Here is a 12,240-nt window from a genome sequence, read left to right as displayed (position 1 = left end):
GCTGCGCAGGGGTCGCGCGATCACACGCGCTCCAGAACGACTGCGATCCCCTGGCCCACGCCGATGCACATGGTGCACAGCGCGTAGCGTCCGCCGGTTCGATGCAACTGGTTGACGGCCGTAGTCGCGAGGCGTGCTCCCGAGGCTCCGAGTGGGTGCCCGAGCGCGATGGCGCCACCGTTCGGGTTCACCCGCGGATCGTTGTCCTTCAGCCCCAGCAGGCGTAGAACGGCGAGGCCTTGGGCGGCAAATGCCTCGTTCAGCTCGATTACGCCGATCTGCTCGAGCTTGAGTCCGGTGAGCGCGAGTACCTTCTGCGTGGCGGGCGCCGGTCCGATACCCATGACGCGCGGCGGCACGCCCGCGGTCGCCATGCCGACGACGCGCGCCTTCGGCGTCAGCCCATACTTTGCGGCCGTGGTTTCATCGGCCAGCAACAACGCGCAGGAACCATCGTTGACGCCGCTGGCATTGCCTGCAGTCACCGTGCCATCCGGCTTGACGATGGGTTTGAGCTTGGCCAGCGTCTCCAGTGACGTTTCTCGGGGGTGTTCGTCCTTGCTGATGACGATGGCCTCGCCTTTCTTCTGCGTGATGGTCACCGGGGTAATCTCGCTGTCGAAAAAGCCGGACTTTTGCGCCGCCACGGCTTTCCGCTGCGAAGCCAGCGCCATGCGGTCCTGCGCCTCGCGCTCGATCCTGTAATCGGTGGCCACGTTTTCGGCGGTTTCCGGCATGGAATCGACGCCGTACATTTCCTTCATCAGCTTGTTGACGAAGCGCCAGCCGATTGTGGTGTCGTACACCGCGTTCGCGCGCGAGAAGGCGGACTCCGCCTTGGGCATCACGAAGGGCGCGCGGCTCATGCTCTCCACGCCACCCGCGATCATCAGACCGGCTTCTCCGGACTTGATGGCGCGTGCGGCAGTGCCGAGGGCGTCAAGGCCGGAGCCGCACAGCCGGTTGATGGTGGCACCAGGTACTTCCACGGGTAGCGCCGCAAGCAGCGAAGCCATGCGGGCGACGTTACGGTTGTCCTCTCCGGCCTGGTTGGCACAGCCGAAAAGCACATCGGTGATGGCCTGCCAGTCGACTTTCGGGTTGCGGGCCATCAGGGCTTTGAGGGGGATCGCAGCGAGATCGTCGGCGCGCACGGAGGAGAGGGCACCGCCAAAGCGGCCGAAAGGCGTGCGGATGGCGTCGCAGATGAAGGCATGTCGGGTCATGAGGGTGTTACGGGGAAGGGGTTGAAATCAGTTCTGGCGATCGGGCGCAGACAACGGCAGCGACAGACGTGCACGGCGCACCAGCCACGGCGAAGGGCGGTAGCGCTGGTCGCCAAACGTTGCGTGCAGGCCCTCCAGAATCTGCAGCACGCGCGCGGCGCCCAGCCTGTCCCCCCATTCGAAGGGGCCCGCCGGATACCCTAGGGCAAGGCGTACCGCCACATCGATGTCTGCCGGCGACGCGATGCCTTGCTGAGCCATCTCGCAGGCCAGATTGACGATGCATGCCACCACACGCGATGCCACGTAGCCCGGCGTATCCGAAATAACGAATGTCAGCACGGATTGCGCCGCGAATGTCGCACGAGCGGCCATCACTGTCGAGGCAGCCGTGGCAGGGCAGGCCATCAGGGTCACGCCAGAGGTTCCCGCGAAAACCGGGTCGATCGCGATGACCTTGGCGGCATCCAGTTGCAGTTGCGCGGCGGTCGTGGACAGGTCGGCACCCAGGGGCGCCAAGAAGATGACGTCGGCGTGCCGGGGTTCCGTTGCTCGCCTGGCGGCGGGCAGCAGCGAAGTGATCGTTTCTGGCAAGGCGGCCGGGCCTTCCGTTGGCCACCACAGCGCCGCTTCGGCCGGTATCGCTGGCGGCTGGGGCACAGGCGCGGCGCCGCCGCCCCTGCTCCCATAACTGTAGAAACCCTGGCCGCTCTTGCGTCCCAGCAGCCCCGCCATCAACCTCGTGCGCGCGAGCGTCACCGGACGGTAGCGATCGTCACCATAGTACTGCGCGTGGATCGACTCCATCACCGGGACGGAGACATCCAACCCCGTCAGGTCCAGTAGTTCGAACGGGCCCATGCGAAAGCCCGCGCAGTTGCGCAGGATCGCATCGAGCATGGAATGTTCGGCGACACACTCGGACAGCAGCTTCAGCCCTTCGGTCACAAACGCGCGGCCGGCGTGGTTGACCACGAAACCGGGAGAATCGGACGCGACGATCGCGCGATGGCCGACCCGCGTGGAGAGCTCGACGAGCGCCTCGACCGTTTCCGCTGAAGTACGGGGCGCCTGTATCACTTCCACCAGCCGCATCCGGGGTACTGGGTTGAAAAAGTGCCAGCCGGCAACGCGGCCCGGATGCTCGCACGCAGCGGCGATGGCCGTCACGCTTAGCGAAGACGTGTTGGTGGCCAGGATGCAGTCTGGCCGCACGGTTGCTTCCAGTTCGCGAAACAGCTGCTGCTTGACCTCTAGTTTCTCGACGATCGCCTCGACCAGCAGTTCGCAGTCGCTCATGTCGCGCAACTCGTTCGCGGGCTGGATGCGGGCGAGGGTGGCATCGGCGTCCTCCTGTGACAGCCTGCCCTTGGCCACGCCGCGTGCCAGGTCCCCGCCCACGGCGTCACGCGCACGCGCCACGGCCTCCTTGGCGGTGTCGAAGAGTTGCACCGAGCAGCCCGCCGCGGCGCAGACCTGCGCGATGCCGCGCCCCATCGCACCAGCACCGATCACTCCCACTCGTTGCACTTCCCGTCCCATCATGCGATCCCCTTTCCGTCCCTCCATCGAATTGCCGCCCCGGCCGGGACGCTGTCCCTTTGCTGCAAGACATATGCCAACGTAGGCGAGGCACGCGGGAACCCGGCCCCGATCACGTGCGCACGGATGCATCGTGCGGTGAGAGCGGCATGGGCGCTGGCTTCACGGGCCGGCTGCGCGCGGTTCTTTCTGTATGCGCGAAGGACACGCACCCGTCCGTTCGAAGAACACTGCGGAGCGCGAAGGGCGGGCCGTGGGCCGCTCCTCAGGCGGTCAGTTGGTCGCCACTCACATCGAGGGTGCACCCCGTCAGCACGTAACCCGGCCCCGCAGGTGGGGTGGGTTCACTGGGCAGGGGATCGGGCTCCCATCGGACGCTCCTCGGCGCTCGTGCTCACCCGCCGATGACAATGTTCCTCTCGCGCACGATCTGGCCGAAACGCTGGTACTCCGATGCGACGAACTTCTGGAATGCGTCGGGGTCTGCCATGGCCGACGCAGTGGCGGAGAATTTGACGTACTGCTCCTGCACATCACGCCGGGCGACGACCTTCAACAGCGCCGCATTGATCTTTTCGACCACGGCATTGGGCATCTTGGCGGGTCCGAAGATCCCGACCCAGTTCGTCACCACCAGGCCTGGGGAGTACTCCTCGGCAGTCGGAACGTCGGGCAGGGCGTCGATGCGCTTCTCCGACGTGACCATCACGACGCGCAGCTGCCCTGCCCGATGGTACGGGAGAAACACCCCCACGTCCGAGACGGTTGCATCAATGGTGCCCCCTATACAGTCGGCGATCGCGGGGGCGGCGCCCTTGTACGGCACATTCAGGAAGTTGATTCCGGTCGCCTTGCGTGTCATTTCCACCACCAAGTGGGACAAACTGCCCGCGAGCGGTAGCCCCATGGTGATGGGGCGCTTGCGCGACAGCGCCACGAGCTCCTTGAGGTTCTTCACCTCCAGGCGCGGATTGACCGCGATCGCGATGGGTGAGGTCGATACCATGTTGATCGCCGTCAGGTCGGTCAACGGGTTGAACGGCGCTTTCTGCATAGCCTGTGGCGCGATGATGACTGGGCTGGGCGTTCCCACGAGGAGGGTGTAACCGTCTGGTGCCGATTTGATGACATACTGCGTGCAGAGCACGCCGAAGGCGCCGGGCTTGTTTTCGACGAGGACCGGGTTGTGAAGCAGTTCGGACAGTGGCGCCGACATGGTGCGGGCCCCGAAATCGATGGAGCCACCCGGCGTCGCTCCCACCATCAGGCGGATCGGCTTGGAGGGAAACTCCTGGGCCAGTGCTAGCCCCGGTGCGAAGCCGGCGGCGATGCCCAGGCCGAGCAGGTTCCTGCGGGAAAGGCGAGTATCGCGGTCGGTGGTGGCTAGCGTAGAGCGTGTGTGCGATGTTGACATGGTATCTCCTGTGGTGGTTGGGGAATGTTGGGGCCCCCGTCAATCGAGTCGATAGACTCGCTTGGCGGTGCCCCCGAAGATCAAACGCTTTTCCTCGTCCGAGCGGACCGCTGTGATCCGCTTGAACGTGTCCCAGACCCTGCCGTAGCTAAAGGCTGGCTTGTCGACCGGGGTGTTGGACGAAACCATGCAGCGGTCGGCCCCGAACGGTTCGATGCAGGGGCGCCACAGTTCGGCGATGCGGCCCCAGTCGTCAATCTTCAGTCGCTTGAGCGGCGAGTCCGGCATCAGGCTGGCGTTGTCGAGCATGACGTCGACGCGGCCGAAGGTCTGGACCGCGGCGTCAACCAGATGCTTCACTTGCGCGGCGCGAGTGAGGTTCTTCGCCACAGCCAGCGCCTTGGGGCCAAGGCCAGTCAGTTCGGCGGCCAGCGAGTTGACGCGATCGGCGCCCAGAATCGCCGTAGCGCCGAGCGATGAGAGATGCCGCGCGGTTGCCTCGCTCAAGCCGCTGCTGGCACTCGTGATGACGATCTTTTCTGCGTTGCTGCTGTTCATCGAAAAGGAGTGCGATGAAGAGGGGTCGGCTTGCCTTCGGAGGCATCAATGATGGGATGCACCCACTTCAGGCAACGGTCTCGCGAGCCGAAGATCGGTATCACGTCGAGGCGACCCCGCCCGCGGCGCGCGACGTCATTCATGTGGGGCCACCGGCACGCCGGTCCATTGCTCGTAGATTTGCACGATGGAGGTCGCGTCCTTACTTCCCAAACCCGCCGCCCTGGCGATCTGGTACACCTGCTGCGCGACGGGGGCAATGAACATCGGCACCCCGAGCGACTTCGCCAGTGAGGTCTGCAGCTCGATGTCCTTGTAGGTGATGTCCATCCGGATTCCGTCAAAATCCCGGGCGAGAATCTTCGGCGCGGTGTACTGGAAGGCGGCGCTGTTGCCGGTGGCCTTGCCGATCACCTCGACCATCTGCTTCGGATCCAGTCCGGCCTTGGCGCCGAGGACCAGCGCCTCGGTGACGAGAATCCGGCCCACCTGGAACAGCATGTTGTTGACCAGTTTCATGGACGTGCCGTTGCCGACCGCGCCGAAATGGATGATCTCCGCGCACATGGTCGCCAGCACCGGCCTGGCCCTATCGAGGGCGGCGGCGTCACCGCCCACGAACGCCTTGAGCGTTCCGGCCTTTGCACCCTTGTCCATGCCGCTGACCGGCGCGTCGAGCAAATCGATGCCCTTGCTGGCGAGCTTCTGTTGCATCCTCCTTAGCGCCATCGGATCGATGGTGCCCATGCTGATGATTACGTCGCCAGGCTGTGCAGTGTCGATGAATCCGCCGGACCCGACGATGACCTCCTCGGCCTGGGCGGTCGTGTCGACCATGGATATGACCGTGCACGCCCCGCGAGCGACGTCGGCCGGGCCCGTTCCGGCTTGTGCGCCAAGGCCGACGAAGTGTTCGACCTTGCGCTTGTCGATGTCGTAGACCACCAGCGCTAGGCCCTTCTTCAAAATGTTCTCGGCCATGGGGTCGCCCATCATCCCGAGGCCGACGAATCCGACTGTTTTCTCTCTAAGGTTGCTGCTCATTTGAACTCCTGATGTTGTCTGGTTGCACGTCCTTGCCCGTACTGTTCGAAAGGCGGCTTGCGATCTCTCCTACCACGCCGCGCCTGTCCGATGGGGCCGAAGTGGATGATTTTCGACGTCATAGACTGAAGGACGGGCCGGCCGCCTCGAGCGCCTCCGTCTTGACGCCAACGAACGCCTTCAGGGTGTCTTGCCGCGCTCCCTTTTCCATGCCGCTCACCGGTGCGTCGATGATGTCGACGCCCTTCGCTGCGAGCTGCTCCTGCATGCGCTGCAGGGCCATCGGATCGATGGTGCCCATGCTGATGATTACGTCACCGGCCTGGGCGGTCTGGATGAAGCCGCCGGGGCCGACGATCACTTCCTCGGCCTGGGCGGTGGTGTCGACCATCGACACCACAAAGCGCGCGCGGCGCGCGACGTCAGCCGCATCGGAGGCGGCCTGTGCCCCCAGGCTGACGGCGTGGTCGACCTTGCGCTTGTCGATGTTGTAGGCCACCAGCGAATGGCCGCCCTTGAGGATGTCCTCGGCCATGGGGCCGCCCATCTGGCCAAGGCCAACGAATCCGACAGTCCTTTCCCTCGGCAGTGCGCTCAAATGATTTCTCCTGATTTCCTGTGATCGGATGCATTCCGACAGCAAGACATGTGCCATGGATTCACCGGGTGGGATTGCGCGCCCAGCAGCGAGCAAGTTGTCCGCGCCGAGAACACTTCCGTGTGAATCCCGCGAACATGTGTTTGCTGCGAGTCCATGCGAGCCGGTTCGCGCCGCACCGTTTCCGGCCCGCCACTCAGACCCTTGCCGTCTTTTGCAGCACGGTCTTGCTGACCAGGTACGCGTCGAGGCTCTCTGCGCCGCCTTCGCGACCGATACCGCTGTCCTTCACTCCACCAAATGGCGCGTCGGCACCTGGACTGCCTAGGTGATTGATGGACAGGACCCCGCATTCGAGCTCACGGCTGATCCGTTCGGCGTCGTGCAGCGAGTTCGTGAACGCGTAGGCCGACAGTCCCACCGACAGGCTGTTGGCCAGCGCCAGCGCCTCGTCCAGGCTGTCCACAGGCACGCACATGGCCAGCGGGCCGAACGGCTCGGTGGTCATCGCATCGGCATCGACGGGCAGGTCCGCCAGGATGGTCGGGGCATAGAAGTAGCCGCGGTCGCCGATGCGATGGCCGCCGGCGACCACGCGCGCGCCGCGGGTCCTGGCGTCCTGCACCAAGGCATCGACGGCGGCGAGCCGCCGCGCATTGGCCACTGGTCCCATCTGCACACCGGGCTCGAAGCCGTCGCCGACGCGCAGTTCCCGGGCGATCTTCGCGAAGGCCGAGACGAAATCCTCATACACGCTGCGGTGGACAATGAAGCGGCTGGGCGAAGCGCAGATCTGGCCCGCCATGCGCATTTTGGAGGTAGCCGCCTGCTGGGCGATCTTGGCGGCGTCAACGCCCTCGCCAATGAGCACGGGCGCATGCCCACCGAGTTCCATGAGTACCGGCTTCATTGCAGCGCCGGCCAGCTGCGACAACTGCTTGCCAACGTGAACCGAGCCGGTGAGGGTGACCATGCGGATCACCGGAGACGCGATCAGCGTCGAAGAGATCCTGGCCGGCTCGCCAAAGACGAGGTTCAGCACCCCGGGTGGCAGCCCCGCGTCGACCAAGCACTGTACGAACGCGCAGGCGGCGCCGGGAGTCTCTTCGGCAGCCTTCAGGATCACGGAACAGCCCGCCGCCAGGGCGGCGCTGACCTTGCGCGAGGGCGAGCTGATCGGCACGTTCCAGGGCGTAAATGCGGCCACGGGACCTATCGGCTGGCGCAGCACCATGCGCTGCATGTGCGGCTCCGAGGGGAGCACGCTGCCATAAGTGCGTAGCGACTGAGCCGCGTCCCATTCGAGGAAGGTGCAAGCGCGGTCGACCTCCGTGCGGCCGTCGGTGTAGGGCTTGCCCTGCTCCAGCGTGATGATGCGTCCGATGTCATCGACGCGTTCGCGCAGCAGCGCGATGGCGTTGTGCAGCACCTTCGCGCGCTCGGTGGGAGGCGTGTCGCGCCAGACCTTGAAGCCCTTGGCTGCGGCGCGCAGCGCCCGCTCCAGATCTTCCTGGCTGGCGCTGGGCACGGGGCCTAGGACAGCCTCGTCGCTGGGGTTGCACACCGCGTAGCAGGAGGGCCTTTCGTAGATCCACTCCCCGTCGATGAACAGGCCGATGCGCGGGTAGGTTGAAGCGACCGAGGTGTCGGTCGCTCGTGAATTCACGTTTGCCATGGTTTGTTCCTCTCTTCAGTTCTCTTGTGCGAGGCAAGACATATGCCAATCGCCGGGGGCGCCCGCCCGGTCGAGCGTCCGGTCGCCCAGACGCATGTACGTCCGGAAGACGGGTGAACGTCTCTTTCAAGGACACTGGTCGGGGTTCTGGCGCTGACCAGTGTCTTTGCTTTAGTTGGCGACGTACTTGAGCCAGCGGCCGCCGTCGACAATCAGGTTCTCGCCGGTGACGTAGTTGCCGAGGTCCGAGGCAAGGTAGACTGCGGCATTTGCGATGTCCTCCTTGCGGCCGAAGCGGCCGAGGGCAGTCTTCTGCGCCTCCAGGTCGCCCTTGCCTGCCTCGATGTACATGCGGCGCACGCCTTCGGTGTCACCGATCGGGCCGGGAGAGATGGTGTTCACGCGGATGCCGTCGCCTCCCCATTCCACCGCGAGCGTGCGCGATAACGAGAGGATGCCGCCCTTGGCCGACGCCGCGTGGGCAGCGCCCGGCCAGCCGGTCACCCCCAGCATCGTGATAATGCTGATGATCGAGCCGCCGTGGGTGGAGGCCTTGAGGTGGGGGTAGGCGGCATGGCAACCATAGAAGGTCCCGTTGAGGTCGATGTCGATGACCGTCCGCCAGCCGTTGGGCGACAGCTCGGAGGTCGGGCAGACGAAGTTGCCCGCGGCGCTATTTACCAGGATGTCGAGGGAGCCGAAGCGCCCGACGGTGGCTTCCACGGCCTGCTTTACTTCGTCGTAGTTGCGCACATCGCACTTGCGGGTCTGGACCGGGCCGCCTTCGCGCGCGAGGCCTTCCGCTGCGGCCTGCAGGCGCTCCTCATTGCGGCCGACAATCATTACGCTGGCGCCCAGGCGTGCATAGGCGGTGGCGATCTCCAGGCCGATGCCGGAGCCGCCCCCGGTGACCAGGGCCGTGCGGCCCTTGAGCGTGTCATTGGTGAACATCAAGCTTTATCCTTCTCCGTAAGTTTCTATTCAGCTGTCCGCATCACCGCAAGCCGCGTGCCAGCTTGCGGCCGCCCGGGCCCCAAGTGCCGCAGGGCTGCCCCGGGAGGGTGCGGGAGTGTCTTTTGTGGACACGGCTGTGTTTTCGCAGAGAACAGAAATTCAAGTCGGGGCGCCAACATTCGGGTGTTTTTGGCCTCTGGAGTGGCCCATTCCGCATGGCACGTGCCTTGCATGTAAGAGGCGTATCGTTCCGGGGGAGCGCAACGCAAAGGATTCCAAGATGAGCAATCAGGTGGTGAAAACGGTGAGGGAAGATTCGGTGCTGGTGATTCGGCTTTGCAGCCCAGAAAACCGCAACTCGCTGACGACCGAGCTGCGCCAGCAGTTGGGCGAGGCGGTGGAGCTCGCCGAGCGCGACCCGTCGGTGCGTGCGGTCTTCCTTACCGGCGAGGGGCCGACGTTCTGCTCCGGCGGAGACTTCAAGATGCTGCAGACGCAGTGCGATCCATGGCCCGTCCATCGGCGCTTCCGCAACCTCAGCCGCTGGCTCGTGCCGCTGATCACGCTGGACAAGCCCGTGGTCGTGGGTGTGCGCGGCCATGCCGTGGGCGGCGGGATGGGGCTGGCGCTCACGGGCGATGTGGTGGTCGCGGGCGAGGGCGCGAAATTCGTGTCCGGCTTCTTTCGCCTGGGCACGGTGCCGGATGTCGGGATGATGTACCACCTGCCCCGGCTCATCGGCATGGCGCGCGCCAAGAACTTCCTGTTCAGCGGTGCGACGATGCTGGCGCAGGAGGCACTCGAACTCGGCCTGGTGGCCAAGGTCGTGCCCGACGACCAGGTCGAGGCCGCAGGATTGGCCGAGGCCACCCGCCTGGCGGCGGGCCCGGCCGAGGTCATGGGACTGGCCAAGACCCTGATGGCGCGCAGCTTCGAGACCACGCTGACGGACATGTTTGCCTACGAGGGCTTTGGCGCCGTGATGGCCATGTCCAATCCCGAATTCCGAGAAGGCCTGTCGGCTGCGATCGACAGCCGCCAGCCTGATTTCGCCGGTGCCGCGGCGCGCTCGTCGAGCAACAAGGACGCGAGCGGCGCCTCGCCGAAGCGAGCCGCCTGACCGGCCGCGGCGCCGTGAATTTAGAACCCCAATAGGAGAGATTTGATGGATGTGTCGATGTTTCCCGAGCTGTCTCCAGAGATCGAGGCGGTGCGCGACATGGTGAACCGCTTCATGGAGGCGGAAGTCAAGCCGGTCATGGACGGTTATGAGAAGCGCCGTGAGTTCCCCCGTGATCTGGTACGTAAGGCCGGGGAAGCCGGACTCTACGGTGCGGTGTTCCCCGAGTCGGTGGGTGGCAGCAACATGGGTTACCTGGCCGCTGTCGTAATCCAGGAAGAGATGGTGCGAAACGACGTGCGCTTCTCCTCGTGCAACAACCAGCAGGGCTCCACTTGCCCGAGTGCGATCTACTTCGGTGGCACCCCGGAGCAGATCACGAAGTACGTTCCCAACCTGGTCGCCGGCAAGACCATCGGCATGATGTCGCTCACCGAGTCGGGCGGCGGTTCCGATGCCGAGGGCAACATGAAGACTTTCGCGCAGCGCGATGGCGACGTCTACCGCATCACCGGGCAGAAGATGTGGGCCTCGATGGCGAACGAGGCCGACGTCGGTGTGTTGTTGGCCAAGACCGATCGCAACGCTGGCGCCAAGGGGGTAACCGCGTTCATCGTGCAGCCCAAGAAGCACCCGGGCTGGAAGGCCACGCCGATCGACTGCCTGGGGCTTTCCAAGTCCATGCGCACCAACGTCGTGTTCCTCGACGACTTTGTCGTGCCGGTGGAAGACCGCTTGGGCGAGGAGGGCGAAGGCTTCAAGATCATCATGCGCACTCTGCAGCCCGGCCGCGTCGGTGTGGCTGCCAAGGCGCTGGGCGTGGCGCGCCGCTGCTTTGAGGAGGCCGTGCGCTACGCCAACGAGCGAGAGCTGCGCGGCCAGCCGATCGGCCGCTTCCAGATGATCCAGTCCGACATCGCGGAGATGGCCTGCGCCATCGAAGCCAGCCGCGGGCTGGTCTACAAGGCGGCGCTGATGATGGATGCGAGCCTGCCGTCCAACCGCATCGCGGCCATCGCGAAGTTCCATGCCTCGCAGACGGCCAAGTTCTGTGCCGACAAGGCCATGCAGATCTTCGGTGGCTACGGGTTGGCAGAGGAGTACCCCGTTTCGTACTACCGGGCCTATGCAGACATGTTCTTCACCGGCGAGGGCTCCGCCAATGTGCAAAAGATCATGATTGCCGAGGACGCGCTGGGCTACAAGATGGCAGACCGCCACCATGGCAAGACCGGCCTGCGTGATATCCGCAAGGATGATGTGGCCGGCGAGCTCAAGAGCAAGGCCTGAGGAGGACGCCATGTCCGAACACCTTAAATTCGAGATCGACCAGGGCATCGCCACAATCACGCTCAACCGGCCGGAGAAGCTCAATGCCTTCACCGACGAGATGCTAGAGACCTGGCTGGCGGTGCTCGAGGACGCCCGCACCAACCCCGAGGTGCGCGTCATCGTGATGACGGGCACCGGTCGCGCCTTTACCACAGGCGGCGACGTGGAAGGCTTCAGCGCCAGCGCGAAGCAGACCGCGGCCGGCATCCGCAAGCGCCTGGTCGAGGGTATCCAGCGGCTGCCGCGCAAGCTGGCGGAGATCGACAAGCCGGTAATCGCGGCCCTGAACGGCTTTGCCACCGGCGGCGGCCTGGACATCGCGCTGGCCTGCGACATCCGCTTCGCCGCCGAGAGTGCGCGCTTCGCCGAGACCTACGCCAAGATGGGCCTGATTCCCGGGGCCGGCGGCGCCTACCTGTTGCCGCGCATCGTCGGCACGGCCAAGGCGCTGGAGCTGTTCTGGAGCTGCGACTGGGTGGAAGCCCGCGAGGCCGAGCGCATCGGCCTGGTCAACAAGGTCTTCCCGGACGCCGACCTGATGGAAGGCACCTACGCTTTCGCGCGCAAGGTGGCCGACGGCGCGCCGCTGGCGGTGCAGACCATCAAGCGCGTGGTGCGCCTGGGCCTGGACAAAGACCTGGGCACGGCGCTGGACATCGTGGCCTCCAGCATGCCCATCGTCCGCACCAGCGAAGACCACCAGGAAGCGCTGGCCGCCTTCAAGGAAAAGCGCATGCCCCGATTCAAGGGCCAATGAGGACAAGCTGCCTGCGGGTG

At 65.2% G+C, this 12,240-nt stretch carries 11 protein-coding genes; 3 read left to right on the top strand and 8 right to left on the bottom strand.

Features of this window, described 5'->3' with window-relative positions; all coding sequences use genetic code 11:
- Positions 1 to 20: 20 nt before the first annotated feature.
- The 8 genes from pcaF to EUB48_RS16380 all read right to left on the bottom strand — a co-directional run bounded on the left by pcaF (position 21) and on the right by EUB48_RS16380 (position 9,008).
- Positions 21 to 1,226, bottom strand: a complete 1,206-nt coding sequence (gene pcaF / locus EUB48_RS16415; RefSeq protein WP_142820130.1) for a 3-oxoadipyl-CoA thiolase — start codon at positions 1,224 to 1,226, stop codon at positions 21 to 23.
- 27 nt (positions 1,227 to 1,253) lie between these two features.
- Positions 1,254 to 2,756, bottom strand: a complete 1,503-nt coding sequence (locus EUB48_RS16410) for a 3-hydroxyacyl-CoA dehydrogenase (protein ID WP_210411646.1) — start codon at positions 2,754 to 2,756, stop codon at positions 1,254 to 1,256.
- 406 nt (positions 2,757 to 3,162) lie between these two features.
- A complete protein-coding gene (locus tag EUB48_RS16405) occupies positions 3,163 to 4,182 on the bottom strand; it encodes a Bug family tripartite tricarboxylate transporter substrate binding protein (RefSeq protein WP_142820128.1) in 1,020 nt (339 codons plus the stop codon).
- 39 nt (positions 4,183 to 4,221) lie between these two features.
- Positions 4,222 to 4,740 (bottom strand): SDR family NAD(P)-dependent oxidoreductase, encoded by a 519-nt coding sequence (locus tag EUB48_RS16400; protein WP_142820127.1) that lies wholly within the window; start codon positions 4,738 to 4,740, stop codon positions 4,222 to 4,224.
- A 135-nt stretch (positions 4,741 to 4,875) separates the two neighbouring features.
- Positions 4,876 to 5,784: an NAD(P)-dependent oxidoreductase gene (locus EUB48_RS16395; RefSeq protein ID WP_142820126.1), complete on the bottom strand. Its 909-nt coding sequence runs from the start codon at positions 5,782 to 5,784 to the stop codon at positions 4,876 to 4,878.
- A gap of 118 nt (positions 5,785 to 5,902) precedes the next feature.
- Positions 5,903 to 6,439 carry an NAD(P)-dependent oxidoreductase gene (locus EUB48_RS16390; RefSeq protein ID WP_142820125.1) on the bottom strand — a complete coding sequence of 179 codons (537 nt, stop codon included), beginning with the start codon at positions 6,437 to 6,439 and terminating at the stop codon, positions 5,903 to 5,905.
- A 139-nt stretch (positions 6,440 to 6,578) separates the two neighbouring features.
- A complete protein-coding gene (locus tag EUB48_RS16385; protein ID WP_142820124.1) occupies positions 6,579 to 8,057 on the bottom strand; it encodes an NAD-dependent succinate-semialdehyde dehydrogenase in 1,479 nt (492 codons plus the stop codon).
- Positions 8,058 to 8,228: 171 nt separating this feature from the next.
- Positions 8,229 to 9,008: an SDR family oxidoreductase gene (locus EUB48_RS16380; RefSeq protein WP_142820123.1), complete on the bottom strand. Its 780-nt coding sequence runs from the start codon at positions 9,006 to 9,008 to the stop codon at positions 8,229 to 8,231.
- Between the two features lie 283 nt (positions 9,009 to 9,291).
- Here EUB48_RS16380 and EUB48_RS16375 point away from each other — a divergent pair, with 283 nt between their 5' ends.
- The 3 genes from EUB48_RS16375 to EUB48_RS16365 are packed head-to-tail and all read left to right on the top strand — an operon-like array spanning position 9,292 to position 12,220.
- Positions 9,292 to 10,131 carry an enoyl-CoA hydratase/isomerase family protein gene (locus EUB48_RS16375; protein ID WP_142820122.1) on the top strand — a complete coding sequence of 280 codons (840 nt, stop codon included), beginning with the start codon at positions 9,292 to 9,294 and terminating at the stop codon, positions 10,129 to 10,131.
- A 45-nt stretch (positions 10,132 to 10,176) separates the two neighbouring features.
- On the top strand, positions 10,177 to 11,421 hold the full coding sequence (locus tag EUB48_RS16370) for an acyl-CoA dehydrogenase family protein (protein WP_142820121.1): 1,245 nt from the start codon (positions 10,177 to 10,179) through the stop codon (positions 11,419 to 11,421).
- Positions 11,422 to 11,431: 10 nt separating this feature from the next.
- Positions 11,432 to 12,220 carry an enoyl-CoA hydratase/isomerase family protein gene (locus EUB48_RS16365; RefSeq protein WP_142820120.1) on the top strand — a complete coding sequence of 263 codons (789 nt, stop codon included), beginning with the start codon at positions 11,432 to 11,434 and terminating at the stop codon, positions 12,218 to 12,220.
- The last annotated feature ends 20 nt before the right edge of the window (positions 12,221 to 12,240 follow it).

The organism is Rhodoferax sediminis, from assembly GCF_006970865.1.
Taxonomy (GTDB): domain Bacteria; phylum Pseudomonadota; class Gammaproteobacteria; order Burkholderiales; family Burkholderiaceae_C; genus Rhodoferax_A; species Rhodoferax_A sediminis.
Note: the sequence above shows the minus strand (reverse complement) of the source record. Positions and strands in the feature narration are given on the sequence as shown.

What these genes read in the sequence shown, in the direction of transcription:
- EUB48_RS16375 (WP_142820122.1), top strand. Translation starts at nt 9,292, where the DNA reads ATGAGCAATCAGGTGGTGAAAACGGTGAGGGAAGATTCGGTGCTGGTG.
- pcaF (WP_142820130.1), bottom strand. Translation starts at nt 1,226, where the DNA reads ATGACCCGACATGCCTTCATCTGCGACGCCATCCGCACGCCTTTCGGC.
- EUB48_RS16400 (WP_142820127.1), bottom strand. Translation starts at nt 4,740, where the DNA reads ATGAACAGCAGCAACGCAGAAAAGATCGTCATCACGAGTGCCAGCAGC.
- EUB48_RS16370 (WP_142820121.1), top strand. Translation starts at nt 10,177, where the DNA reads ATGGATGTGTCGATGTTTCCCGAGCTGTCTCCAGAGATCGAGGCGGTG.
- EUB48_RS16365 (WP_142820120.1), top strand. Translation starts at nt 11,432, where the DNA reads ATGTCCGAACACCTTAAATTCGAGATCGACCAGGGCATCGCCACAATC.
- EUB48_RS16405 (WP_142820128.1), bottom strand. Translation starts at nt 4,182, where the DNA reads ATGTCAACATCGCACACACGCTCTACGCTAGCCACCACCGACCGCGAT.
- EUB48_RS16390 (WP_142820125.1), bottom strand. Translation starts at nt 6,439, where the DNA reads ATGGCACATGTCTTGCTGTCGGAATGCATCCGATCACAGGAAATCAGG.
- EUB48_RS16385 (WP_142820124.1), bottom strand. Translation starts at nt 8,057, where the DNA reads ATGGCAAACGTGAATTCACGAGCGACCGACACCTCGGTCGCTTCAACC.
- EUB48_RS16380 (WP_142820123.1), bottom strand. Translation starts at nt 9,008, where the DNA reads ATGTTCACCAATGACACGCTCAAGGGCCGCACGGCCCTGGTCACCGGG.
- EUB48_RS16395 (WP_142820126.1), bottom strand. Translation starts at nt 5,784, where the DNA reads ATGAGCAGCAACCTTAGAGAGAAAACAGTCGGATTCGTCGGCCTCGGG.